Source organism: Pseudomonas sp. R2-37-08W (assembly GCF_003851705.1).
Lineage (GTDB): Bacteria > Pseudomonadota > Gammaproteobacteria > Pseudomonadales > Pseudomonadaceae > Aquipseudomonas.
Map to the genome: position 1 here is coordinate 2437094 of NZ_CP027728.1, position 26223 is coordinate 2463316.

Annotated in this window: 21 protein-coding genes; 7 read left to right on the forward strand and 14 right to left on the reverse strand. The window is 61.5% G+C overall.

Annotated elements, in window-relative coordinates; genetic code table 11:
• Position 1: 1 nt before the first annotated feature.
• The gene (locus C4J93_RS11425) at positions 2-1144 is read right to left on the reverse strand and encodes an efflux RND transporter periplasmic adaptor subunit (protein WP_124429351.1); all 1143 of its coding nucleotides are present in this window, start codon (positions 1142-1144) and stop codon (positions 2-4) included.
• A 288-nt stretch (positions 1145-1432) separates the two neighbouring features.
• Here C4J93_RS11425 and C4J93_RS11430 point away from each other — a divergent pair, with 288 nt between their 5' ends.
• The 4 genes from C4J93_RS11430 to C4J93_RS11445 all read left to right on the forward strand — a co-directional run bounded on the left by C4J93_RS11430 (position 1433) and on the right by C4J93_RS11445 (position 5154).
• A complete protein-coding gene (locus C4J93_RS11430) occupies positions 1433-2134 on the forward strand; it encodes a response regulator transcription factor (RefSeq protein ID WP_124362415.1) in 702 nt (233 codons plus the stop codon).
• Between the two features lie 3 nt (positions 2135-2137).
• Positions 2138-3454: an ATP-binding protein gene (locus C4J93_RS11435; protein ID WP_124429352.1), complete on the forward strand. Its 1317-nt coding sequence runs from the start codon at positions 2138-2140 to the stop codon at positions 3452-3454.
• A gap of 52 nt (positions 3455-3506) precedes the next feature.
• Entirely contained in the window at positions 3507-4286 is a 780-nt protein-coding gene (locus tag C4J93_RS11440) for a class I SAM-dependent methyltransferase (protein ID WP_124429353.1), read from the forward strand.
• Positions 4287-4368: 82 nt separating this feature from the next.
• Positions 4369-5154: a sulfite exporter TauE/SafE family protein gene (locus tag C4J93_RS11445; protein WP_124362418.1), complete on the forward strand. Its 786-nt coding sequence runs from the start codon at positions 4369-4371 to the stop codon at positions 5152-5154.
• A gap of 214 nt (positions 5155-5368) precedes the next feature.
• Here the strand turns inward: C4J93_RS11445 and C4J93_RS11450 are convergent, their stop codons facing one another.
• Positions 5369-6607: an acyl-CoA dehydrogenase family protein gene (locus C4J93_RS11450; RefSeq protein WP_124429354.1), complete on the reverse strand. Its 1239-nt coding sequence runs from the start codon at positions 6605-6607 to the stop codon at positions 5369-5371.
• Between the two features lie 268 nt (positions 6608-6875).
• Here C4J93_RS11450 and sfnG point away from each other — a divergent pair, with 268 nt between their 5' ends.
• Entirely contained in the window at positions 6876-7961 is a 1086-nt protein-coding gene (sfnG, locus tag C4J93_RS11455; protein WP_124429355.1) for a dimethylsulfone monooxygenase SfnG, read from the forward strand.
• Positions 7962-7964: 3 nt separating this feature from the next.
• On the opposite strand, the gene map is transcribed toward sfnG, so the two are convergent.
• Together map and C4J93_RS11465 are read right to left on the reverse strand one after the other, a co-directional pair.
• On the reverse strand, positions 7965-8720 hold the full coding sequence (gene map, locus C4J93_RS11460; RefSeq protein WP_124429356.1) for a type I methionyl aminopeptidase: 756 nt from the start codon (positions 8718-8720) through the stop codon (positions 7965-7967).
• A complete protein-coding gene (locus C4J93_RS11465) occupies positions 8717-8920 on the reverse strand; it encodes a ParD-like family protein (protein WP_124362422.1) in 204 nt (67 codons plus the stop codon). The genes map and C4J93_RS11465 overlap by 4 nt, the downstream gene beginning before the upstream one ends.
• 358 nt (positions 8921-9278) lie before the next feature.
• On the opposite strand from C4J93_RS11465, the gene C4J93_RS11470 reads away from it, so the two are divergent.
• Positions 9279-9545, forward strand: coding sequence for a DUF1652 domain-containing protein (locus tag C4J93_RS11470; RefSeq protein ID WP_124403879.1), 267 nt, complete (start codon positions 9279-9281; stop codon positions 9543-9545).
• A 66-nt stretch (positions 9546-9611) separates the two neighbouring features.
• Here C4J93_RS11470 and C4J93_RS11475 read toward each other — a convergent pair whose 3' ends face one another.
• From C4J93_RS11475 to C4J93_RS11510, 8 genes are all read right to left on the reverse strand, one after another.
• Positions 9612-12221, reverse strand: a complete 2610-nt coding sequence (locus C4J93_RS11475) for an autotransporter outer membrane beta-barrel domain-containing protein (protein WP_124429357.1) — start codon at positions 12219-12221, stop codon at positions 9612-9614.
• A gap of 118 nt (positions 12222-12339) precedes the next feature.
• Positions 12340-13278 carry a carbohydrate kinase gene (locus tag C4J93_RS11480; protein ID WP_124429358.1) on the reverse strand — a complete coding sequence of 313 codons (939 nt, stop codon included), beginning with the start codon at positions 13276-13278 and terminating at the stop codon, positions 12340-12342.
• A gap of 12 nt (positions 13279-13290) precedes the next feature.
• Positions 13291-14772 carry a xylulokinase gene (gene xylB / locus C4J93_RS11485; protein ID WP_124429359.1) on the reverse strand — a complete coding sequence of 494 codons (1482 nt, stop codon included), beginning with the start codon at positions 14770-14772 and terminating at the stop codon, positions 13291-13293.
• Positions 14773-14910: 138 nt separating this feature from the next.
• A complete protein-coding gene (locus tag C4J93_RS11490) occupies positions 14911-16392 on the reverse strand; it encodes a mannitol dehydrogenase family protein (protein ID WP_124429360.1) in 1482 nt (493 codons plus the stop codon).
• A gap of 19 nt (positions 16393-16411) precedes the next feature.
• A complete protein-coding gene (locus tag C4J93_RS11495; protein WP_124370387.1) occupies positions 16412-17515 on the reverse strand; it encodes an ABC transporter ATP-binding protein in 1104 nt (367 codons plus the stop codon).
• A 23-nt stretch (positions 17516-17538) separates the two neighbouring features.
• The gene (locus tag C4J93_RS11500; protein WP_003233033.1) at positions 17539-18369 is read right to left on the reverse strand and encodes a carbohydrate ABC transporter permease; all 831 of its coding nucleotides are present in this window, start codon (positions 18367-18369) and stop codon (positions 17539-17541) included.
• A gap of 10 nt (positions 18370-18379) precedes the next feature.
• Positions 18380-19270, reverse strand: a complete 891-nt coding sequence (locus C4J93_RS11505) for a carbohydrate ABC transporter permease (RefSeq protein ID WP_065952553.1) — start codon at positions 19268-19270, stop codon at positions 18380-18382.
• 149 nt (positions 19271-19419) lie between these two features.
• Entirely contained in the window at positions 19420-20703 is a 1284-nt protein-coding gene (locus C4J93_RS11510; protein ID WP_372238014.1) for a sugar ABC transporter substrate-binding protein, read from the reverse strand.
• Between the two features lie 310 nt (positions 20704-21013).
• Here C4J93_RS11510 and C4J93_RS11515 point away from each other — a divergent pair, with 310 nt between their 5' ends.
• The gene (locus C4J93_RS11515) at positions 21014-21283 is read left to right on the forward strand and encodes a chitin binding peritrophin-A domain-containing protein (protein WP_164485252.1); all 270 of its coding nucleotides are present in this window, start codon (positions 21014-21016) and stop codon (positions 21281-21283) included.
• Between the two features lie 85 nt (positions 21284-21368).
• Here the strand turns inward: C4J93_RS11515 and C4J93_RS11520 are convergent, their stop codons facing one another.
• Together C4J93_RS11520 and C4J93_RS11525 are read right to left on the reverse strand one after the other, a co-directional pair.
• The gene (locus C4J93_RS11520) at positions 21369-25142 is read right to left on the reverse strand and encodes a hypothetical protein (RefSeq protein ID WP_124429361.1); all 3774 of its coding nucleotides are present in this window, start codon (positions 25140-25142) and stop codon (positions 21369-21371) included.
• Between the two features lie 110 nt (positions 25143-25252).
• Entirely contained in the window at positions 25253-26158 is a 906-nt protein-coding gene (locus tag C4J93_RS11525; protein ID WP_124362431.1) for an AraC family transcriptional regulator, read from the reverse strand.
• Positions 26159-26223 lie beyond the last annotated feature (65 nt).

Below are 26223 nucleotides of genomic sequence, written 5' to 3' on the forward strand. Positions count from 1 at the left end.
GTTATTCCTTTACGAGCGGGCTGTCGTCCACTTCAACTTTTTCACCGGGGCGCGCATGTTGCAGGCCCTCGACGATAATGCGGTCACCGGGCTTGAGCCCGCTGCTGACCACCCAGCGATCGTCGATCACTGCGCCCAACTCCACCGGCTGCTGGCGCACGCTTTGCTCGCTGTCCAACAACAGCACCATCGGGATGCCGGCGCTGTCGCGGGTGATGGCGCGCTGCGGCACGCTGAGGCCTTGCTGGTCGACCGCCTGTTCCAGGCGCACCCGCACGAAGCTGCCGGGCAGCAGGTCGAGGTCCGGGTTGGGAAATTCGCTGCGCAGGATGATCTGCCCGGTGCCCGGGTCGACGCTGATCTCGGCGAACAGCAGCTTGCCCGGCAGCGGGTACAGGCTGCCGTCATCCTGGATCAGGGTGGCCTTGGCCTGGTCCTGGCCGACCTGCTGCAAGCGACCGGCGCGAAACGCGCGGCGCAGGTCATTCAGCTCGCGGGTCGACTGAGTGAGGTCGGCATGGATCGGGTCCAGTTGCTGGATGATCGCCAGCGGCGTGGCTTCGTTCTGGCCGACCAGGGCGCCTTCCGTCACCAGCGCCCGGCCGATGCGCCCGGAAATCGGTGCAGTCACCGTGGCGTAGCCCAGGTTCAACCGGGCCCGCTCGACGGCGGCCTTGTTCGCGGCGACCTCGGCGTTGGTCTGGCGCAGGGCAGCGCGGGCGTTGTCGTACTCCTGGCCGCTGATGGCGTTGCCTTCCACCAACTGGCTGTAACGCTGCTCCTGCAGGCGCGCCTGGAACGCATTGGCCTCGGCTTTGCTCAGGTTGGCCTGGGCGCTGTCGAGGTCGGCCTTGAACGGGGCCGGGTCGATGCGAAACAGCACGTCGCCCTGTTTCACGTCATGGCCTTCGTTGAAGACCCGTTGCATTACCACCCCGGCCACCCGTGCGCGCACCTCGGCCATACGCGGCGCAGCGATGCGCCCGCTCAATTCGCTGGTGATGGACAGGGGCTTGGCCTGCAGCGTCTCGATGCGCACTTTGGCCAGGGGCACGTGCGGCGCCTCGGCTGTGGACTTGTCACACGCGCTCAGCGCCAGGGTGAGCGCCAACAGGCAAAACGGCGCAAACAGATTCTTCGACATGCTCTTATCCCAATATTGACTGGCGCATCCTAAGGTCACCTGCGCCGTGGTGCTGTGAAGCTGTGTAGTGCGTCTGTGAAGAAATGTAAGGTACGGCGCGCGGGGCGTCGGGGGCGTATATCCTTGCACAACCTCGCTGACAACAAAGACCAAATGTGGGAGGGGGCTTGCTCCCGATGGCGGTGTGTCAGTCACAGATGTATTACTGACACTCCCTCATCGGGAGCAAGCCCCCTCCCACATGGGGTTTGCGTACGACTTATCACTGTATTTTCTGGAAACACCTTCATGCCCAACATCCTGCTGGTGGAAGACGACGCCGCGCTCTCCGAGCTGATTGCCAGCTACCTGGAACGCAATGGTTACCACGTCAGCGTGCTCAGCCGGGGCGACCAGGTGCGCGAACGCGCGCGCCTGAACCCGCCGGACCTGGTCATCCTCGACCTGATGCTGCCCGGCCTCGACGGCCTGCAGGTCTGCCGCCTGCTGCGCGCCGACTCGGCGGGCCTGCCGATCCTGATGCTTACCGCCCGTGACGACAGCCACGATCAGGTGCTGGGCCTGGAAATGGGCGCCGACGATTATGTGACCAAACCCTGTGAGCCACGGGTGCTGCTCGCCCGTGTGCGCACCTTGCTGCGCCGCAGCAGCCTGTCGGAGCCCCAGGTGGCCAGCGACCGCATCATCATGGGCAACCTGTGCATCGACCTGTGCGAGCGTACCGTGACTTGGCGCGAGCAGGCGGTGGAGCTGTCCAGCGGCGAGTACAACCTGCTGGTGGTGCTGGCGCGACATGCCGGTGAAGTGCTCAGCCGCGACCAGATCCTGCAACGCCTGCGCGGTATCGAATTCAATGGCACCGACCGTTCGGTGGACGTGGCCATCTCCAAGCTGCGCCGCAAGTTCGACGACCACGCCGGCGAAGCGCGCAAGATCAAGACCGTGTGGGGCAAGGGCTACCTGTTCAGCCGTTCCGAGTGGGAATGCTGAGCCATGTTTCGAGTCCTGCTGCGCCTCTACCTGATCACCATCGTCACCTACAGCGCGGCGATCTACTTGATCCCTTCCCTGGTGATCCAGCTGTTCGAACACCGTTACATGAACTACAACATCGAGCAGACCCGCGGCCAGCAGAAGCTGATCGTCAAGCAATACGTGCGCGCACCGGTGGAGCGCTGGTCACAGGTCACCGAGCAGCTGGGCCGCGATTTTGCGCCGTTGAAGGTGCAATTGCTGCTGCGCCAGGATGCGCGCTATACCCCGGCGGAAGAAAAACTGCTGGAACAGGGCAAATCGGTGGTGCGCCTGGGGGAGTGGGGCTGGATGGAGGAAATCAGCTCGCCGATCAACGAGCAATTCGTGGTCAAACTGACGGTACCGCCCGATCCATTGGACATGAACGTGCTGTATTGGGCGATCAACGTGCTGATCGTCGCGGCGCTGCTCGCCTGCCTGCTGGTGTGGCTGCGCCCGCACTGGCGCGACCTGGAGCGCTTGAAAAGCACCGCTGCGCAATTGGGGCGGGGCAACCTGGCCGAGCGCACGCGTATTCCCGCCAGCTCCAGCATCGGTAGCCTCGCCGCGGTGTTCGATACCATGGCCGACGACATCGAACACCTGCTCAATCAGCAGCGCGACCTGCTTAACGCGGTGTCCCATGAACTGCGCACGCCGCTGACCCGCCTGGATTTCGGCCTGGCCCTGGCGCTGGCGGAGGACTTGCCTGCTGCCAGCCGGGAGCGCTTGCAAAGCCTGGTGGCGCATATTCGTGAGCTGGATGAGCTGGTGCTGGAGTTGCTTTCCTACAGCCGCCTGCAAAACCCGGCGCAGGAGCCGGAGCGCGTGGAGGTGGTGCTCGACGAATTCATCGACAGCGTATTGGGCAGTGTCGACGATGAACTGGAGAACCCCGAGATTGTTATCGACGTGGCGCTCGACTGCGCCGTGGAGCGCTTCAGCCTCGACCCGCGCCTGACCGCCCGCGCCCTGCAGAATCTGTTGCGCAACGCCACGCGCTACTGCGACAAGCGCATCCAGGTCGGCGTCAGGGTCTGCCCCAACGGCTGTGAAATCTTCGTGGAGGATGATGGCATCGGCATTCCGCCGGACCAGCGCGAGCGCATCTTCGAACCGTTCTACCGTCTGGACCGTAGCCGCGACCGCGCCACCGGTGGTTTCGGCCTGGGCCTGGCCATCAGCCGGCGGGCCCTGCAAGCCCAGGGCGGCAGCTTGACCGCCGAGGCTTCACCCTTGGGCGGCGCGCGGTTTCGTGTGTGGTTGCCTGCCGTCGATCCAGCGATTAGAAAATAACCGCGAGACGGCGCACACTGTGGCCCCCGCTTTACCCGAAGAGAGATTGGCAATGACTGGTGTCCACGCGTCCGCTCAGCAAGGTTTCTCTACCCAGGCCCGCACTTACGCGCAAGGTCGCCCCGGTTACCCGCGACAACTCACCGGCTGGCTGGCCGACGCGCTGGGCATCGATGCCCACTCGACCGTGATCGACCTGGGGGCCGGCACCGGCAAGTTCACGCGCTTGCTCAGCAGCCTGGCGCCGACGCTGATCGCCGTCGAACCGGTGATGGAAATGGGCGCCCAGTTGGTCAAGCTGCTGCCGGGCGTACGGCTGGTCAATGGCACGGCCGAGTCCATGCCTTTGGCGTCCGCGAGCGCCGACGCGGTGGTCTGCGCCCAGGCCTTCCACTGGTTTTCCAGTGAGGCGGCGCTGGCGCAGATCCACCGTGTACTCAAACCCGAAGGGCGCCTGGGGCTGGTGTGGAATGTGCGTGATGAGTCGGTGGACTGGATCGCTGCCATCACGGCCATTATTACCCCCTACGAGGGCGACACCCCGCGTTTTCATAGCGGACGTTGGCGCGAGGCCTTCACCGGTGAGTATTTTTCCGCCCCTGAACTGACCTGCTTTGCCTATCACCATGTCGGCAGCCCGAAGGAAGTGATCATGGACCGCATCCTGTCGGTCAGCTTTATCGCCGCATTGCCTCCTGCAGAGAAAGCCGGCGTCACGGCGCAATTGCAGCAACTGATCGACACCCATCCCGCCTTGAAGGGCCGTGACACCGTGGCTTTTGCGTATCAGACCCAGGCGTATGCCTGCCAGCGATTAGCAGAAAAGGCATAAAGTCAGATCATATTGATATAAGTGGTTATAAGAAAAATCGCTATCCTGCCGCCAGAATTTTATAAGGCCGCAGGTAGCTGTAATGGATGTGGGTAATGTGGGTTTCGTGGTTGCCGGCCTGATCGTAGGATTTATCGTGGGCATGACCGGCGTGGGTGGCGGCTCGCTGATGACGCCGATCCTGTTGTGGTTCGGCATCAACCCGGCCACCGCCGTGGGCACGGACCTGTTGTATGCCGCCATTACCAAATCCGGTGGTGTGCTGGTGCACAGCAAGAACAGGAACATCGACTGGACCATCACCGGCTGGCTCACCTTGGGCAGTGTGCCTGCGGTGTTGCTGACCCTGTGGTTCCTCGCCAGCCTGCACACCGACCCCAGCGCCATGAACGCGGTGATCAAACAGGCGCTGGGTGTGGTGTTGCTGCTGACCGCCCTGGCGATCCTGTTCAAGCAACGCTTGCTGGCGTTCGCCCAACGCCATGCCGGCGACGACTATCACATGCGCCCGCGCAACCTGAATGCGCTGACCGTAGTGACGGGCGTCGTCCTCGGCACCATGGTTGCGCTGACCTCCATCGGTGCCGGCGCGCTGGGTACCGTGGCACTGTTCATCCTGTACCCGTTCCTCGCCACGCGCCGCCTGGTGGGCACCGAGATCGCCCATGCCGTGCCGCTGACCCTGGTGGCGGGCCTGGGCCATGCGAGCATGGGCAATATGGACTGGCACCTGCTGGGCTTTTTGCTGATGGGCTCGCTGCCGGGCATTTACCTGGGCAGCCACATGACCGGCAGGATCCCGGACGCGGTGCTGCGTCCGTGCCTGGCGGTGATGTTGATGGCGGTGGGCTACAAACTGGCATTCTAAAAATGTGGGAGGGGGCTTGCTCCCGATGAAGGCGTGTCAGTCATACATCTGTGACTGAACCACTGCTATCGGGAGCAAGCCCCCTCCCACATTGTTTGGTGGTGTTGCTGGGGTTGTATCCAGGCATTGATTGCTTAAGGTCTGAAACAATCTCCAAGGCTGTCTCAGATCCAAATGTGGGAGGGGGCTTGCCCCCTCACATTTTTGACCGGCCTCAGGCCTTGGCCGGGCCGTTGCCGATTTGCCAGACAAACGGCGGCTCAGTGCCGTTGATCACCCAGTCACCGACGATCCGCGCCTTGTAGATCAGCGGATTGTGCGACGCCACCGTCCGCGCATTGCGCCAGTGCCGGTCCAGGGCCTTGCCTTGGCGCACATCCGAGGCTCCCAACGCGTTGAACAGTTGGCTGGTGGCACGCTGGATCAGCTCCGAGACCACCACCTGGGCCGTCGCCGATTCGATCTCGGCCGCCACGTTGGCCTCGCGCTCGGCCACCTCATCCCCACCGAAACGTGCCAGATAAGCCCGTTGCGCTGGCTGCGCGGCTTTCAACGCGCTGGCCTGGGCGGCGTAAACCAGCGCGGCGACTTCCCCGACTACCTGTTGAACCTGCGCGTCCTGGCTGACGTGCGGGGCATTGCCGTGGCTGTAGATGCGCTTGCGGCTGCGTACCTGTTGGGCCACATCGTTGAGCGCGGCGCGGCCGATGCCGGCCAGGGTGGCCAGCAACACCAGTTGATAGAACGCGGTCTGGTATTTGAAGCGCTCGGCAAAGTCGATCACGTTGTGCGCTTCGACCACCGCATCGGTAAAGCGCGTGGTGCCGCTGCCGGTGGTGCGCTGGCCAAAGCCGTCCCAGTCATCGCTTTGCACCACGCCTGGCTGGCGGGTGCGGGTGGCGGCGATCACGTCGCCGCCAGTGTCGCTGCGCCGGGCGTACACGTCGATCCAGTCGGAAAAGAGGCTGCCGGTGCTGTAGAACTTTTCACCGTTGAGTGCCCAGTCGTCACCGTTGGGGCTGACCTGGGTCACCACGTCGCCAATTGCGACAGCGCCGATTTCTGTCCAGGCGCAGCCGACGAGGTCGCCGTCGACAAAGCGCTTGAACCACAGGTCGCGCCCCGCGCCCGGCGGCGCGTTCAGGCGGTCTTCGGCAAACGCGAAATGCCCGCGCAGGGCCTGGGGCACGTTGGAGTCGGCGGCGGCGAGTTCGATCAGCAGTTCGAACAGCTGCGGCAGGGACGCGCCGCCACCGCCATATTCCACCGGCACTCGCACCGCGCCAAAGCCGGCTTCCTTCAACCAGCGGATCGGCTCATGGGGCAGGGTGCGGCTGTGCTCGCGTTCAACCGCGCCGTCGGCGATGCGCTGGAAAATAGGACGGAAACGTTCGGCCAGGGTGGTGTAGTCGACGCCGATGGACAGCGGGTTGATGACGTGTTGCTCGGTCATGGGGGTGGGCTCCTGGGCAGTGATCAAGTCCCAGGGTGGTTGCACACTCCGTGCCGGGCGCGCGGGCCCGTGTTTACGGCGCGGGGACGCCCGCCACTGTTGCTCCAGCAACAGCGTTTGGACAAAGCGCAGCGATCCATGACAGTCGCGGCACGCCGTGCAAACCCCGGGTTTTGCGCCGCGACCCGCACGGCCAGGGCATTTAACCGTGGCTGGCACGCTTGCTGCTCAAGCCCTGGGTACATCCCTGTGTGCGAGGAACTGTTCAATGAGTCAGCAAGCCGTGAAATTTGCCTATTGGGTGCCCAACGTCAGCGGTGGGTTGGTGGTCAGCAAGATCGAACAACGTACCCACTGGGGCATCGACTACAACCGTAAACTGGCGCAACTGGCCGAAGCCGCCGGCTTCGAATATGGCCTGACCCAGATCCGCTTCACCGCCGGCTACGGCGCCGAAAACCAGCACGAGTCGGTGGCCTTCAGCCACGCGCTGCTGGCGGCGACCACCACCCTCAAGGTGATTGCGGCGATCCTGCCGGGTCCGTGGCAACCGGCGCTGGCGGCTAAGCAACTGGCAACCATCGACCAGCTCACCAACGGCCGTATCGCGGTGAATATCGTCAGTGGCTGGTTCAAGGGCGAGTTCCAGGCGATCGGTGAACCCTGGCTGGAACACGATGAGCGCTATCGCCGCTCCGAAGAATTCATCCGCGCCTTGAAAGGCATCTGGACCCAGGACGATTTCACCTTCAAGGGCGACTTCTACCGCTTCAACAACTACACCCTCAAGCCCAAGCCGCTGGGCCAGCCCGAGGTGTTCCAAGGCGGCAGCTCGCGGGCGGCGCGGGACATGGCCGCGCGGGTGTCGGACTGGTACTTCACCAACGGTAATACCCCGGAAGGCATCAAGGCTCAGGTCGATGACATCCGCGCCAAGGCGGCGGCGAATAACCATTCGGTCAAAGTCGGCGTCAACGCCTTCGTGATCGCCCGCGACACCGAGGAAGAAGCGCGTGCCGTGCTCGCCGAGATCATCGACCAAGCCGACCCGGAAGCGGTCAACGCCTTCGGTGACGCGGCCAAGCAAGCCGGCAAGGCATCGCCGGAAGGCGAAGGCAACTGGGCCAAGTCCAGCTTTGAAGACCTGGTGCAGTACAACGACGGCTTCAAGACCAACCTGATCGGCACACCGCAGCAGATCGCCGAGCGCATCGTGGCGCTCAAGGCGGTGGGCGTGGACCTGGTGCTGGCCGGTTTCCTGCATTTCCAGGAAGAAGTGGAGTATTTCGGCAAACGCGTGTTGCCACTGGTGCGTGAGCTGGAGGCCAAGGCCGCGATCAAGCAGGTGGCTTGAGGTTCAAGCGCTCGCTTGCAGCGTCAATACTTCGAACCCATCGGCCGTCACCGCTACCGTGTGTTCCCATTGCGCCGAGAGACTGTTGTCCTTGGTCACCACCGTCCAGCCATCCTTGAGGCTGCGCACCTTCGCGCTGCCCTGGTTGAGCATCGGTTCAATGGTGAACACCATGCCTTCACGCAGCTCCAGCCCGGTGCCGGGACGGCCGAAGTGCAGGATTTGCGGCTCTTCGTGCATTTCCCGGCCAATGCCGTGGCCGCAGTATTCACGCACCACGCTGTAGCCGTTGGTGTGTGCATGCTGCTGGATCGCATGGCCAATATCACCCAGGCGGGCGCCGGGCCGCACCTGGCGGATGCCCGCCCACATGGCCTCGAAGGTCATCTCCACCAGGCGCTGCGCCTTGGGTGAGACATTACCGATCATGTACATCTTGCTGGAGTCGGCGATAAAGCCACCTTTTTCCAGGGTGATGTCGATATTGATGATGTCGCCATCCTTGAGCAATTGCGTGGCGCTGGGCATGCCGTGACACACCACTTCGTTGATCGAGGTATTGATGCAGAAGGGGTAGTCATATTGCCCGAGACTGGCCGGGCGGGCTTTGAGCTCCTGGCGGATGAAGGTTTCGACGGCGCTGTCCAGCTCCAGAGTGGAGCGGCCGGCGACGACAAAGGTGTCGAGCATGCTGAACACCTGGGCCAGCAGGCGCCCGGCTTCGCGCATGACCACCAGCTGCTGTGGCGTCTTGATCATTGGCTGCGCCCTCGGATCAGGTCGGGTTTGTCCAGCAACAGCTTGTTGATCAGCTCGTTGTAGGGCAGGTGGGGATTGAGTTCAGCCAGCAGGCCGATCTTGATCCAGAACTCGGCTTGAGCGTTGATGGAGCGGTCCATCGCGGCGCTGGCCAGGCGCAGCTGTTCGTGCAGTTGGTCGGTGATCTTGACGATGCCCATAAGCTTCACTGTGTTGGGTTGATATACGAAGCGTATATGTTTCGTATGGTTTGCATAAGTCCCTCTTGACCCAACGGCGACAGATGAATTGGTTGCCATATGTTGCTGGAAAAACCGGCCTGCGCACGCATCCTGTGGGTTAAACGTTTAATCGAAGTGGTTCGCCGAGGATGCAGACAGTCAGATTTTTCATATATAAGCGCCGTCAGCGCTTATGAAGAATGGTTACAACAGCGGGAGATTTTGCCGAGTAGGCTTATTTCTGTAGGCGTCTTTCAGGGCCGGCAAGACGTGGCAGGCAAGTGCCTGCCGGATACTTATAAAACCATTGGCAGTCTCAACAAAGGAGAGGTTAGCCATGCTTTCGGAACTAGAGCTTCGCAGCATTATTGAAGGAAGTTTCCTGCCTAAGCGGTGTGAGTGCACCAAAGCCGAAGACGCTTCACTGACGATCAAGGTGTACGACGACCGCGACCGTGATCGAGTGGACTTGGAGGTCAAGGGTATAAACGCCGACAAACTCGACAGCAGCCGCGCCATTTGCAACCTGATCGCTGAACTGCGTGAAGACCTCAAGCACAGCCACACGCCCATCCTGCAGCGAGCAGGAGGGCGCAGATTTTAAGGATATGCTTCGTTCAACGCTGACCTGTGGGCCTGGTAGTTGCCAGGCCCTCAAACCATACGATCTTCACCAACTCATACGCACTCCGGCATTGCCGCTCACGCCCTCCTGGGCGTTGCCATCCAGGTTGGTGGTGTAGTCCGCCGCCAGGTAAACGCTCACCGTTGACGACAATCGGGCGACAAGCCCCACGCCGAGATCGGCGGTGGACGCCTTGTGATCGCTCTTGATGCGGTCCACATCATCGTAAGTCACCGTGTCCCTGCCGCCGAAGGTACGCCAGGCATTGGCGCGCACGTAGGGTTCGACGGGGGTGTTGCCCACCAGGTAGCGGCCTTTGAGACGTGCGCCAAGACGGCCGGTCCAGTATTCCTGGGAATCGAACGCTACCTTGGAAATGCCGTCGTGCTGGCTGTCCAGGTCGATGGTCTGGCGGATCACCTGGACCTGGGGCTCCACCACCCACTGCTCGGACAGGGTGATCGGATAACCCGCTTCGGCGGACAGCGCCAGGGCATGGCCCTTGGTGTTCATCTTCACGCCACGGTCGGATTTGTTTTCACCGTCCAGGCGCGTGAACATCGTGACCACATCGACGTACCCACCTTCGGTGCCGGTGAGGGTCCAGTAGGCGCCGAAATTGTCGCCATCGAGTTTGACTCGTCCCGAGCGCCGGTCCTGGAAGCCTTCGGCAAATCCCTTGACGTCGCCGTTCAAGCGACTCTGCCCGACGAACAGGCCAAACCGTTGCAGTTGCCCGCCGCTGGTGTGCGCAGCGTAGAGGTCGTGCCCTACCTGATAGCCCTTGACGCTGCCGTCGAAGCTTGGCGATACGGTGCCCGACCAGCTTTTGTTGAAATCACTGCTATAGGCCCGCGCCCAGCCCGCCGGCACCGCGCCGGTTTCGCTGAGCAGGCTTTGCTCGCCCTGGCGGTCATGGAAGGTGCCCAGGGCCATGCGGGTCATGACTTGCGCGGCGGGGACCACTACCGAGTACACCGGCACTTCCAAACGGTACAGCGCGATAGGTTCGGCACCGGGCACCGCCGTCGGCACGGCCGGGTTGCTGGCGGCCGATTGCGGTGAAGTGGCTGCCGCGACTTGGCTCGGCGGTGGCGCCGGGGACTCGATCGGCGCGACCGGTTGCGCGGTCGGTGGCTCCACCGGGGGTTCATCGGGGTCGACCACCGGCGGCGTCGACGGAATCGGCGGAACCGGCACCACCACCGGCGGAGTGAGTGGCACTGGCGGCACGGCGGGTGGCTGCACGGCCACTACCGAGGAGCGCAGGTACCAGTTGTTTTCCGTGCCGGCGGTCACGCCACCTTTGAACAGCCGGTATTCATAAGCACCGGCCGACACCGAGCCCTTGAGGGCGAAGGCATCCGTGCTGCTGACCGCGCCGTTGACGGCTTGGACCACCTCGATGCCGTTGTTCTGGGTAAAGCCACCGGCACCGCCGAGGTTGGTCACGGCCAACTGGGTATGGCCGCTGAGCGCGCCATTGGACACCACCAGCTTGTCGGTGGCGGAGCTGTCGTCACCGAGCACGGTTTGCAGCCACAGTTGACCGTTGTTGCCCACGTAATTGCCATGCACCGTGAGCGCATCGGCGGCACTGGCGCTGCCGGTGGTCATGTCGATCGTGCCGGCGTTGTTCAGCGTGGCCAATTGGCCGGTGGTGTAGGGGCGAATGGCGCCTTGCGTCACGGCCAGGGTGCTGCTGCCATCGATGTTGAACGTACCGGTGTTGCTGGTGCCGTCGCCGAGGAAAAAGTCACCGGCCAGGTCAAACCGCGAGCGGTTATTGAGGTTGACCGTCTCCCAGCCGACATAGCGCGCAGCGTTGCCGGAGATGGTGTTATCCAATGTCAGCTGATCATTGCCCAGACCACCGTCAATCGACGGCGTGGCGGCCAACCGGCTTTCAGTAAGGCCGCTGAGCAAGGCGGTATCGTCACCATCGCCCATCAATACTGAAGACTGGATCTCACCGCCGTTGCGCCAGGTGAACGTGTCGTTGCCGAAACTGGCGCGGATTTCACCTTTGGTCACGCCGCCGCTCACCCTGATGATGTCATCGCCGCCGCTGGTGCTGATGTTGCCGCCTACGCGGCCTGTTCCCGAGATGTCGACCCTGTCCTTGCCGAACCCGGTGACCAGGTTGCCGAGGATCTCGCCGCCGGTCATCTCGTATACGTTATCGTCCAGCTTCATGTCGACCCGGCCAATGGTGCCGCCGGTTTGTCTCGCCACGTCACCGTCGACGAATTCTCGTTCGATGACGCCGTCGGTGATCAGAAAGGTGTCGCGGCCATCGCCCTGGGCCAGAGAAGGAATTCGCCCGCCGTTCATAACGAAGTCATCGATGCCGGAGCCTTGTTGCACAGCACCCAGGATACTGCCGTCATCAATCCGGATTCGATCTTCGCCCGCGCCGAACGTGACAGGGCCGTTGACGGTTCCCGTACCACCGGCGGGCAGCGACAGACGATTGTTGCCCTGAAGATCGGTGAGTCCGGCGGTGCTGGTGCCGCTGTCGCAGACGTAGGTATCGTCGCCTAAGCCTGGGGTAAAGGCACACGCGGAATGCGCGGCCTGGGGGGTGATGTACTGCAGTGAAAGGATGCCGACAGCAATAACGGCTCGGGTTGGAAAGCCTGAGACCTTGGTCATAACGTGTCCTACGTTGTGTTTTTATTACTGCTGTTCTTTGGTCTAGCACACACCTCGTTCATCGGTGAAATTTCTGACAAAAGGTTGCAGGCCACGCAGTGCGTGGCCTGTGGGGCGCTCAGCCGAGCTGGCTGCGGTAAGGCAGGTCCGGCCCGGTGCGGGTGCAGGTCAGCGCTGCGGCGCGAATCGCAAAGCCGAGCATGGCGTCGATCTGTTCGCGGCTGAGCTGTTGCAGCCCCACGACCGAGTCCAATCGGTGCTCGGTCAACCAGGCGATCAGCGCCGCCTGGAAGGTGTCGCCGGCACCCACCGTATCGGCCATCACGATGTCGATTGCCGGTTGCGACCAGTTGCCGTGGCGGCGGCTGAACACGCTGGCGCCATCGCCGCCACGGGTGAGAAATACCAACTGGCAGCGGTGTTGCAGCCAGCCTTGCAGCACGCTTTCCGGCGACTGCTCGGGGTAGAGCAGGTGCAGGTCTTCATCGCTGACTTTGATCAAATCAGCATGCTTGACCAACTCCGTCACACGGTCGCGCCACAGCTGGATGTCCGGTTGCGGGTTCAGCCGTACGTTAGGGTCGAGGCTGATCAGGCGCTTGCCACTTTCGCGCTTGACCAGCGCCAGCAGTGTGTCGCCAATCGGCTGTACCACCAGGGAAAACGAGCCCACATGCAGCCCGCGAATCTCATCACCCAAGGGCGGCAGATGCGTCAACTGCAGTTGCCGGTCTGCACAGCCTTCGCCACGAAAGCTGTATTGCGGTGAACCATTGGCACCCACGGCCACCATGGCCAGGGTGGTCGGCGCGTCGAAGGGCACCAGGAAATCTTCACTCACGCCTTCGTCCTTGAGCACCTGTAGCAGGCGCCGGCCCAGGAAGTCATGGGAGATCCCGGCGAAGAACCCGGACTCGATCCCCAAGCGGCGCAGGCCCACCGCCACGTTGAACGGCGAACCACCGGCAATCGCCGTGTAATTGAGCTTGGCAGCCTGCCCGTCGGCATCCTCCTCGCTGAAAAAATCGAACAGCGCTTCACCACACACCAGATACATAGTCACTCGCTCTTAAAGGGTTGCCACAAGCCGTTGATAGCGCTCATAGGCCTGTTGATAGGCGCTCACGTTGGCCGGCACCGGCAGGGTGCGGCTGGCCGGGTCCAGGCTGACGCATTTGTCGCACAGGCTGGCCAGGGATTCGCCGGACTGGCACCACGCCGCCTGGATCGCCGCGCCCAGGGCTGCGGCCTCGCTCTGTTCGGTACAGACCACTTCGGTGTTCATGATATCGGCGACCATCTGCCGCCACAGCGGGCTTTTCGAACCGCCGCCGATCAAGCGGATGCGCAGGCTTTGCAGGCCGGTTTGGCGCAGCAGGTCCAGGCCGTAGCGCAAGCCGAAAGTGGTGCCTTCGACCACCGCGCGGCACAGGTTGGCGCGGGTCAGGTTGGTCATGGTCAGGCCGTGCAGGCTGCCGGTGGCCTGTGGCAGGGCGGGCACCCGCTCGCCGTTGAGGAACGGCAGCATGCTTACGCCGTCCGCGCCGATGGGGGCCTGCTCGACCAGGGCGTTGAAGGCGTGCAGGTCGAGCTCGAACAGCTCGCGGATCACCCCGGTGGCGTTGGTCAGGTTCATGGTGCAGATCAACGGCAACCAGCCGCCGCTGGATGCGCAGAAGGTGGCGACCGACGCCTGGGGGCTGACGTTGGGCTGGTCGGCAAAGGCGTAGACGGTGCCCGATGAGCCCAGGCTCATGGTGATCACCCCAGGGGCGATGTTGCCGGTGCCAATGGCGCCCATCATGTTATCGCCGCCGCCGCTGGCGACCACCGCGTTGGGGTTGATGCCCAGCCGCTCGGCGATGGCCGGCAGGATCGTGCCCACTGCTTGATCGGCTTCAATCAGCTCGGGCAGCGCCGCCTGCAGGCGTCCACTGGGGTCGATGTGCTCAAGCAGCGCCACGTCCCATTCACGGCGGCGCACGTTGAAATAACCGGTGCCCGAGGCATCGCCGTATTCGGCGACGGCGCGGCCGGTGAGCCAGTAATTGAGGTAGTCGTGGGGCAGCAGGATATGGGCGATGCGCGCAAAGAGGTCCGGGTGCTGTTCACGGGTCCAGAGCAGTTTGGACACCGTGTAGCCTGGCGCAATAGCCACGCCCAGACGCTCCAGCGAGCCGCTTTCGCCGCCCAGGTAGTGCAACAGGCGCTCATTTTCTGTGGCGGTTTCGGTGTCGCACCACAACTTTGCCGGGCGCAGCACCTGGCCCTGGGCATCGAGCAACACCAGGCCGTGTTGCTGGCCGGAAACACCGATGCCGAGGATGTCCTGGCCGTCCACCCCGGCCTGTTGCAGGGCGCGGTGGGTGGCTTCGGTGAAGGCGTCCAGCCATTCCTGGGTGTGTTGCTCACGCCGGCCGTTGGCGCCGCTGATCAAGGTGTGCGCGGCGGCGCCCAGGCCCAGCACCTTGCCGCTGGAAGCGTCAAGGACGATGGCTTTGGTGCCCTGGGTGCCGCAGTCGATGCCGAGGAACAGGTTTTGCTGGGTCATGATGATTTGCTCAGCAGTCTTATTGTTGGAGTGGTAACACAGTCAAACGTGGGAGGGGGCTTGCTCCCGATAGCAGTGGTTCAGTTGATAAATCTGTGACTGATATACCGCTATCGGGAGCAAGCCCCCTCCCACATTTCAAGCCAGTTTGTTCAGGAGGTTCTGTAGGGTCGCGCTGACGCCGTTGTCACGCAGGCTCACATAACACCGCTCGAACGCTGCCACAAATGCAGGCGAGTTGGGAATAGCCGTGCCGAAAATCTCTTCAACCCCCAGCAGACGCTGGCTGATCAGGGCGTCATCACTGACCAGCGCCTGGCAGAACGCGGCACGTGGATCGGGAATCGTATAGGCCACGCCATTTTCGTCGACACCCTTCAAATACAAGGCCCAGGCGGCCACCACCAGCGCCGCGCGTTCAGTCTCACGCCCATCGGCGATCAGACGGTTGATGGTTGGCACGGTGAACTTGGGAAACTTCGACGAACCGTCCGAGCACACCCGTTCCAGTTGGTCGGCAATTGCCTGGTTGGAGAAGCGGTCGACCAGGGTCTGCTTGTACGCCGTCAGGTCGATGCCCGGCACCGGCGCCAGGTGTGGCGTGACGTCGAGGTCCATGTAGGCGCGCATGTAGGCGACGAACAGCGGGTCGTTCATGGTGTCGTGAACGAACCGGTAACCCTTGAGAAAACCCAGGTACGTCAGCGCGAGGTGGCTGCCGTTGAGCAGGCCGATCTTCATTTCTTCGTAAGGCGTCACGTCATCGGTGAACTGCACGCCGACCTTTTCCCAGGCCGGGCGGCCGTTGACGAACTTGTCTTCCAGCACCCATTGCACAAAGGGTTCGCACACCACTGGCCAGGCATCGTCGATGCCGTGCTCATCATGCAGTTGCAGGCGGTGGGCGGTGCTGGTCATTGGCGTGATGCGGTCGACCATGGCGTTCGGAAAGCTCACATTGGCTTCGATCCAGTCATGCAGTTGCGCATCGTGCAGCGCAGCGAATGCGAGCAGGGCCTTGCGGGTGACGGCGCCGTTGTGGGGCAGGTTATCGCAGGACATCACGCTGAACGCCGGGGTGCCGGCGGCGCGACGTTGGGTCAGCGCGGCGCAGATAAACCCGAACACGGTCTTTGGTGCGCCGGGGTGCGCCAGGTCATGCTGGATCTGCGGCAGGTGGGCCATGAATTGGCCGTTGCTGTCGTCGATGCAGTAGCCGCCTTCGGTGATGGTCAGTGAGACGATACGGATGGCCGGCTCGGCCAGTTTATCGATCAGGGGCTGGGCGCCGTCTTCTGCCAGCAACATGTCGCTGATGGCGCCGATCACGCGCACTTCGGTGTCGTCGGTGTCGCCCAGTTCATACAGGGTGAACAGATAATCCTGGCCGGCCAGGTCGTCGCGCGCCCTGCGATCTTCGGCCCGCAGGCCCACGCCGCAGATGCTCCAGTCCAGGCCCTCGCCGGTGTTCATCAGGGCGTCGGTGTAAAACGCCTGGTGCGCGCGGTGGAAACCGCCGACACCGATATGCGCGATGCCCTGGGATGTACTGGCAATGGCATAGGCTGGCACTTTCACGTCGGGCGCCAACTGGGTGAGGTTCTGTTTATTCAGCTTCATAGCGTCAATACTCGCGAAATCAGGCGGCGGCGCGCAGGGGGCGGGCCACGGCCACGCCGTCGGTGTCGAACAGATGGCAGTGGGCCGGGTCGAGGTGCAGGTGCAGCGTTTCGCCATACTGGCTGGCCATGTCGCCGCGAATGCGCATCGTCAAAGGCTCGCCGTTGGCGGTGATGACGTGGCAGAAGGTGTCGCTGCCCAGGCGTTCGCCGACGTCGGCGGTAACGGTCAGGGTGGTCTGGCCCGGCGTGGCGATTTCCAGGTGCTCCGGGCGAATGCCCAGGGTGACTGCGCTGCCCACGCTCAAGGTCGGGCCACTGAGCGGCAGGCTGATCAGGGTGCCGGCGTCGAGCTGCACGTCACAGCCCTGGCCTTCGACACGCGTGACCTTGCCCTTGAGAAAACCCATCTTCGGCGTGCCGAGAAAACCCGCCACAAACAGGTTGGCCGGCTGGTGGTACAGGTCCAGCGGCGAGCCGACCTGTTCGATGCGCCCGCTGTTGAGCACCACGACTTTATCGGCCAGGGTCATGGCTTCGACCTGGTCATGGGTCACGTAGATCATGGTCGCTTGCAGCTCTTTATGCAGGCGTGCCAGCTCCAGGCGCATCTGCACGCGCAGGGCGGCGTCGAGGTTGGACAAGGGTTCGTCGAACAGGAAAATCTTCGGGTTACGCACGATGGCGCGGCCAATCGCCACGCGCTGGCGCTGACCGCCGGAGAGCTGCTTGGGCTTGCGCTCCAGCAGCGGGCCCAGCTCCAGAATGCGCGCCGCTTCGTTGACCTTGCTCTCCACCAGTTGCTTGTCGACGCCGGCCAGGTCCAGGGCGAACGACATGTTCTTGCGCACGCTCATGTGCGGGTACAGGGCGTAGGTCTGGAACACCATCGCCAGGTCGCGCTTGGCCGGGGTCACTTCAGTGATGTCGCGCCCGTCCAGCTCGATGGTGCCTTCGCTGACTTCCTCAAGGCCGGCGATCAGCCGCAGCAGGGTGGATTTACCACAGCCCGACGGGCCGACGAACACCACGAATTCCTTGTCGTTCACTTCCAGGTCGATGCCCTTGATGATGGAAAAACCTTCGAAGCCTTTTTGCAGATTCTTGATTTTCAGGTTGGCCATGATGGGCCCTCCGCTTGGAATTATTATTTGACTGCGCCAAAGGACAGGCCGCGCACCAATTGTTTCTGGCTGATCCAGCCGAAAATCAGGATCGGCGCGCAGGCCAGGGTCGACACGGCGGACAATTTGGCCCAGAACAAGCCTTCGGGGCTGGAATAGGAGGCGATCAGCGCGGTCAGCGGCGCGGCGCTCGATGACGTCAGGTTCAGCGACCAGAAGGCTTCGTTCCAGCACAGGATCAGCGACAGCAGTACGGTGGAGGCCAGGCCACCCTTGGCGATCGGCAGCAGCACCCGCACCATTTCCTGCCACAGGGTGGCGCCATCCAGGCGTGCGGCTTCGAGGATGTCCTTGGGAATGTCCTTGAAGTAGGTGTACACCATCCACACCACGATCGGCAGGTTGATCAGGGTGTAGATAATGATCAGCGCGATGCGCGTATCGAGCAGGCCAAAGCTCTTGGCCAGCAGGTAGATCGGCATCAGCACGCCCACCGGCGGCAGCATCTTGGTGGACAGCATCCACAGCAGCGTGCCCTTGGTGCGCTTTGTCTCGTAGAAGGCCATGGAGTAGGCGGCCGGCACCGAAATCAGCAGGCACAGGGCGGTGGCGCTGAACGAGATCAGCACCGAGTTCCAGGCGTAGGCGAAGTAGTTGCTGCGCTCGTTGATGTGCAGGTAGTTCTCCAGCGTCGGCGTGAAGATGAACTGCGGCGGCGTGGCGAACGCGTCGATTTCGGTCTTGAAGCTGGTCAGCACCATCCAGAAGATCGGGAAGAAAATCAGGATCGCAATGGCCCAGGCCAGGGTGCCGAGCAACAGGCTTTGCAGGCGGCGGGATTGTTGAAGCGTCATGGCGCGGCCCTCAAGGCTTGTCAGTCAGGTTTTTGCCGATCATCCGCACCAGGATGATCGCCGCGATATTGGCGATGACCACGGCGATCAAGCCGCCGGCCGAGGCCATGCCCACGTCGAACTGCACCAGCGCCTGGTTGTAGATCAGGTAGGCGAGGTTGGTCGAGGCGTAACCGGGGCCACCGTTGGTGGTGGTGAAGATTTCGGCGAACACCGAGAGCAAAAAGATGGTTTCAATCATCACCACCACGGCAATCGGACGGGCCAGGTGCGGCAGGGTCAGGTGCCAGAAAATCGCGATGGCGCCGGCACCGTCCAGGCGTGCGGCTTCCTTTTGTTCCTGGTCGAGGGACTGCATGGCGGTCATCAGCAACAGGATGGCGAAGGGCAGCCATTGCCACGACACAATGATGATGATCGACAGCAGCGGGTAGTGCGCCAGCCAGTCCACGGGTTCTGCGCCAAAGAACTTCCACACCGCAGCGAGAATCCCCGACACCGGGTGGAAAATCAGGTTCTTCCAGATCAACGCGCCGACGGTGGGCATGATGAAGAACGGCGAAATCAACAACACCCGCACCAGGCCGCGACCGAAGAACTCACTGGCCTCCAGCAGCGCACTGATCAACACGCCGAACACCACGCTGATCAGCAGCACGCTGCCCACCAGCAGCAGGGTGTTAGTGGCGCCTGGCAGGAAGCCCGAGTCGGTGACGAAGTAAGTGAAGTTCTCCAGCCCCACGAACTGGTTTTCGCCGGGGTAGAGCAGGTTGTAGCGGATCAAGGAGAAGTACAGGGTCATGCCCAGGGGCACGATCATCCACAGCAGCAGCAAGGCCACCGAGGGGCTGACGAGGAACCAGCCGGGGTTGGCCAGGCGGTTTTTGGGTGTTGTATTCATGGTATTCGAGACCAGTCAGGTACATGCAAACGCGGTCAATGTGGGAGGGGGCTTGCTCCCGATAGCAGTGTGTCAGTCACACAATCTTCAACTGATAGAGTGCTATCGGGAGCAAGCCCCCTCCCACATTTGACTGTGGTGAGGCAGGGCTACTTGGGGTAACCGGCCCGCTTCATTTCCCGCTCGGTGGTGGTCTGGGCAGCGGTCAATGCAGCATCCACTGTCTGCTGGCCGGTCAGCGCGCCGGAGAAAAACTTGCCGACCTGGGTACCAATCGCCTGGAATTCAGGAATGGTCACCAATTGAATACCGATATACGGCACCGGTTTTTCGGTGGGTTTGGTCGGGTCCGCGACTTTCAGCGATTCCAGGGTCACCTTGGCGAACGGCGCGGCCTTCATGTACGCGTCGCTGTAGGTGGATTGGCGGGTACCTGGCGGTACGTTGGCGACGCCGTCGGTCTTGGCGACCAATGCGCCATATTCCTTGGAGGTGGCCCAGGTGGTGAACACCTTGGCGGCGTCCTTGGCCTTGGAGCTGGTGGGTATCGCCAGGCTCCAGGAGTACAGCCACGAGGTGCCCTTGTCGGTCTTCTCGTGGGGCGCAAAAGTGAAGCCGACATGCTCGGCGACCTTGCTCTGGCTCTTGTCGGTGACAAACGAGCCGGCCACGCTGGCGTCCACCCAGATCGCGCACTTGCCGCTGTTGAACAGCGCCAGGTTTTCGTTGAAGCCGTTGCTGGACGCACCCGGCGGGCCGGATTTTTTCATGTTGTCGACGTAGAAATTCAGCGCGTCTTTCCACTCGGGGCCATTGAATTGCGGCTGCCACTTCTCGTCGAACCAGCGTGCGCCGTAGCCGTTGGCCAACGTGGTGATCAGCGCCATGTTTTCGCCCCAGCCGGCTTTACCGCGCAGGCACAGGCCGTATTGCTCTTTGCTCTTGTCGGTGAGTTTGGCCGCGTATTCGCCGATCTGGCTCCAGGTCGGATGCTCGGGCATGCTCAGCCCGGCATCCTTGAACAGGTCGGTGCGGTAATAGGTGATCGAGCTTTCGGCATAGAACGGCAGGGCGTACAGCGAGCCTTTGACCGACAGGCCGTCGCGTACCGAAGGGAACACGTCATCGAGGTCGTAGGAAGCTGGCAGGTCCTTCATCGGCTCCAGCCAACCCTTGGCGCCCCAGAGTGCGGCTTCGTACATACCGATGGTCAACACGTCGAACTGGCCGCCCTGGGTGGCAATGTCGGTGGTCAGGCGCTGGCGCAGCACGTTTTCTTCGAGCACCACCCAGTTCAGCTTGATCTCTGGATGCTCGGCCTCGAAGGTTTTCGAGAGCTTCTGCATGCGGATCATGTCGCTGTTGTTGACGGTGGCAATGGTCAGGGTTTGCGCGCCGAGGCTGACGGCGCTGAGGGTCATGCAGGTCATCATGCAGGTTGAGACAAGCAGAGCTTTTGCTGTGAACTTCATCGCGCACTCCATTTCCGCGCCCAGAGGGCTACAGAAGGACGGTTATTGTTGTTGTGTCTTCCCACAGGGAGTCAGGAAGAGTGTGCGTTGATTACAGCCCTCAAATGCGCCGGTGACAAATCCTTGGGAGCACTGAGACTGATACTTTTTTGCACTGCACGGGCACGGCGGTAGCGCAGCGTCATGGCGCGCTCACCTGTTAATTCTGACAGTAGACGCAGAAAAACAACGGGGAGTTAATGGCGTGGCATACACCAACCTGGAGATGTTTATGAATCCTTTCCGTGTAGACCTCAAAAGCAATAAAGCCCTATTAGTCTTGATGATTGCAGGTTTTATCAGCGCTTGTAGCACCGAACCGCCGTTGGCATCACGAGAACCGGCATGTACGAAAGAAGGCTATTTCAAAAGCACCAATGTGGTAGGTGGATACCATCGGTGTGTTTATAACGCCAACATCCAGCGGTATATTCAATACCCGTTTAACTGCCCGGCCGGGCTGGAGTTCGATGAGTCCGTGCGTACCTGTGTAAGACCCTGACGGAACTGCCTGTCCCCAACATTTTCAAGCCGCAGCAAGCCATTTAAAAGGGATCGGTACCCAGGTACAGATCCCTTTTTCACCTCTACATCACGGTCGGATACGGCGTCTGTGTGATACAGATATCATCGATGTCATACACCCCGCCGGTGGTCGGGTTTCTGACCGAAACGGAGGCCTCGAACGGTTTGCCGGGCAAATAACCGAGCGGCACATTGACGCTGAGCCAGGTATTCAACGTGGGCACGTTTTGCGTCCATTTCAACGTGCCCAGATGAATCTCGACAAAGGTCGGCGCCCCAATCGCGGCAAACTTGCTGATCCTGTAGCGGAAGCTGACGCGGTAGTAGCCCTCGGCGGCGGGCGTCAGCACTTTGTACAGACTGACGCCCCTGCCGGTAGTCGGTGTCGACTGCCAGAAATAGTTGCCATTCGACTCGCGGCGAATGCCTGCGTCCGGCCATTCACTGAGCCAGTAGTTCATGTAATTGTCATTGAACGTCGTGCACTCCTTGATCATCACGCTTTGCAGCGTGTAACGGGTGGGTGGAAATTCAATCGCTTGCAATTCATCCCTTACGCCATTGAGTGCCGCTTTGAATTGCAGGGTCAGCTGGCTGCGATTGCCAAGGTCTCGCAGGTAGTTGATCAATACGGTTTCCAGGTGATAACCCTGGCTGATCCAGGCCGAGTCGACCTCGGCCTTGTTCGAACCATTCATCAGGGTCAGGTTATGCGGCGTACCGTCGGCTCTGAAACCGTACAAATACAGCCATACGGGCAGGTGTGGGGCAATGAATGGGAAGGTCGTCACCCTTGCGGTGGCGTTGCCGGGCAGGGCGTCCACATCGATCACGCCGCTGGCGGATGCTTGATCGATACGAATCACGGTTTTTCTCAGTTCGCTCAGCGGCAGGCTTTCAAGATTGACCGTGAGCGGTACCGAGGGCCGGGTTTGCCCGCCTCGTGTCACCGTATACCTGATCGTGAACTGCGTAGGCGTGTTGCCGATATTCGCGGCGATCACTGAAGCGGGCACGTCGACGATGACGGTGCCATCGGTTTCGCCATACTTCGGCCCGATCACTGCCGAGCCTGCAGCGGTTTTACCCACGATCTCCACGAAGATGACGTCGCTGGTATACATCGGGCTGATGGACACCTGCACATGCGCCCCGTACTGTGCGTTCAAGGGGGCCAGGGTGACCAGTGTGCCGGAGCCGGTTGCCTCGATCAGGGTCGGCACCGGGAACTGCGCGGGCAACGCCTGAATGGTATAGCGCCGCTCCTTGAACCAGACCGCATTGGCCAGCTCGGCGCTGCGGTCGAACGTTACCCCGAAGCGCATGTTCAGTGGGGAACCGTCCTTGAGCTTGCGCAATTCAGCGACCGGCGCCGGTGGGCGAATACCGTTCAATTCGCCGTCCTGTGTCACCAGGTCTGCCGTGTAAAAGGTGTGGTAGAAGGGATAACCGTCAGCGTAGGTGCCGGACATCTCGAACCACATGCGCTGGAACCGATGACTGAAGTGCCAGCGGTCTTCAATGGCGCGTTCGGTACCGTTCAATGTGCCGATATTCAGCACGCCATCATAGGAGTGGCCTTCTATGTAGGGTTCAGGCAGCGGCGGTGGCAACAACTCCAGGGCCAGCACAGGCGAAGGGGACTCGTGCTCGCCCCGCATGACGAAGTACTGCACGTGGATGACGTGTCCCTGGGCCTGGATGTTGGCGCCCACCACCTCCGGATCAATATCAAAGTGCAGGACTTTCGAAGAGCTGCCGTATTGGGTCTCGCAGTAAGTGCCGATGCCCGCAATGCCGGTCCAGCAACAGCGAACCTGATGGGAAGGCAGCATCTGCGGGTACTCGACGACGACAGTCGCGCCCTTTATCGCGGCCACCGCCGCCAACTGGTCGGGATAGCGCGTAGCCTGCACGACCTCGGGACGCTTGAGGGTCAGCGCCTGGCCCACGGTAATGGTCCGACGCTCCGAATAACGGCGTCGGCTGCCGTCCTTGGGTGCCAAGGCGTAGCTCAGGCGGATTTCCTTATTGTCATTGGCAATGACGAACGCTTCGTCCACCAGGACCACTACCGGCTTGCCGGCCGTGTCGGAATAGAGTTCGACTTCCCCTCCAGTGGTTCCGTTGGCGTTGGCGCCCAGCCATGCCCAGATGAACTTGTCCCCAGGGAACGTGCGTGTGTAGGGCAACGTCAGCTTGAGCTGACCTCCGATCACGCTGGCAGGGTCCAGGTTGTCGAACACGTCGACATACTGCAATTGCGGCGCCGGCAACTCGGCGACGACCGATCCGAAAATGACTTCCAACACTTCGGACTTGCGCACCGTCTGTACGCCTGGGCCAAGCGCGCGCATTTGATGGTCATTGACGAGGTAGTAGACCTTGACCGGTCCCACGCCAATGAAGGGCGCAAAATCCTCCTGCAGTACGATGCGAAAGCGGTCAGGTGGCGGTGGGGCGCCGGCATTCACGGTTTCTTCGTATTCAATCAGTCCGCCGCCAGGTCGCGGTGCTTCCATGCGAAAGGTCACGCTGTTGCTGGGGGCGTAAGGGCTGTAGACCGGGAAAATGGCTCTGATGAAAGGGTGTTCCGGATCAATCAGGCCGCCCTCGTCCTGCTCGATTCGCATCGGGGGCATCATTTTTTTCGTGCCGAACACGCGAATACTCAGGCGTCGAGAAGCGCGCAGGAAGGCGCCGCTGGCCGTTGTCAGGATATATTCGATGCGCAGTTGGCCATCGATCACGTCTTCAAGGTACTTATTGTCCAGCACGATGGAGGACGAAAGGCCGATGCGTGCAGGAAAACCAGGCAGCGTCACCACGCTGGATGAGCCATCCGGGTAAAACTGGGTCAGGGTTACATGGATCAGCGCGCCGGCGGGGGTAGGTCTGGCGGTATCATTGGGCGTAGCGGGTAGCGTCCGAGGAACGACCATTTCCGCGGTGAACACCTCGTCTCCATGGGTATCAAAATTCAGCTCGTCGACGGACTCATCGCCGACCACGAAGTGCGGCCGATCAAGCAAACCGGGTTCAAGGTCGGTCTCCAGCTTGACCACCTTCGACCACTGCGGGTCTTCCCCGGAATAGTTGAGTACGCGGTCAAACACCCGGAAGAGAATCGAGACTGCGCCGCTGCCCCCTGAAATAATCGTTTGTTCAGGTACATGCACGATGATGGGCTTGGTGCCATCAACGTGTTGCTGATCGATTTTTTGAAAAACAGCGATACCGTTCCACCACACTTCAATAGTGTCGCCGACCGTGCAGAACGGATAAAAGTCACAGGTCAAGTCCACTCCTGCCTTGGCACGCTCGGCGTCCAGCGGCGTGTATTGCAGGTCTTCAGGCAGGTGTATCACCAGGTTCGAGTGGAACCATGGGTAGATGCTGCGACCACCTGGCCGTGAGGTTTTGGTGTACCAGGTCTGAGGTGGGGATGTGCTGGGCGTGGCGCTGCCCACTCTGATCACTTCACCGAAGCAGGGATAAATCGTGCCTTCGGGCACCAGCGATGCGGGAATGACCAACTGCACACGGTCCTTGTACAAATCTTCCGGGTAAACCTCGCCTGCACCCAAGGCGTAGTTGGTACTGCCGGCGAAAAATTTATAGATGTCACCGACATTGAAGTTCGACCATTTTTCAAAACTCACAATCAGCCACGGATCGATCTGTCGAATGCCCAATCCTACGTCAGCATCCAGATTCGGCTGCAGTGCGCCGTTGACGTAAGGCGGGTCCAGGTTAACGGCGGGGGGCGATGCGGGCTGGTGGGGCGGGGATTCACACAGGGGAATGGGCAGGTTGGAGGACGTTGGTTCTTTCATCGTGAGCGCTCCTTGTACAGTGGTGAAACCGGGCAAGGAAATCACACACCCCTGGCAGCAGAGCGGATAGCTGTCAAAGTTGACAGAAGCGACGAGTGGTTGCGTCAGGCTCAGGCCTGGTTACGCTCAGTCAACCGTTGTACGGCCAGGCGCCGATAGTGCGATGGGGTCATGCCCTTGAGCTGCTGAAAGCGCCGGTTGAAGTTGGAAATGTTATTGAAGCCCGACTCAAAGCACACATCCGTCACCGCCTTGTCGCCATCGGCCAGCAACTCGCAGGACTTGCTGATGCGCAGCCGGTTGACGAACTCGATAAACGTGCGCCCGGTAGCCTGTTTGAACACGCGGGAAAAATAGGTGGGCTTCATGCCCAGGTAGTCTGCCACTTCCTCCAACGGTAGCTCGCGGGCGTAGTGGGCAAAGATATAATCCACCGCGCGGTTGGTGCGGTCGATGCTGTGCTCATCGGCCAGCTGCGGTGTAGTGGCACCCGACAGCAGATGGTAGTCCTCGCAGGCGCTCAATACTTCCAGCAAGATAAAGAAGTGCCCCAGCCGCGCCATGCCCTGGGTGTCTTCGATGCGCTGCATCAGATCCATGGCTCGCGCGATGGTGGTTTTGCAGCGGAATTCGATGCCGTACTGGGCGCGTTCGAGCAGCGGCGCCAGGCTTCTGAGTTCGGTGAAGATCTGACTGCCGTTTTCCAGCAACTCGTCGGTAAAGTTCACCAGCATGTCGCGCTTGGGGACTGTCTCATCGGCCTCCACCTGGCTGATCCAGTTATGCGGCAAATTGGGGCCCGTCAGGAACAGGCTTTCGGGATAGAAGTTGCCGATGTAGTCGCCAATGAACACCTTGCCGGAACTGGCGACGATCAGGTGCAGCTCGTATTCCTTATGGAAGTGCCAGCGCACCAGCGGGCAGGGAAAGCCGTGCTGGCGATAGATGATGGACAGGCCGTTATGGTCGTCCATCAACTCGTAGGAAGGGTCGGTGATGCGCGTTGCTCGGGTCATGTTGCCGTCGCTTTATTGTGGGTGCCGCGTAGGATAATGCCCCGTTGCGCGCGACCCTGCCAGCG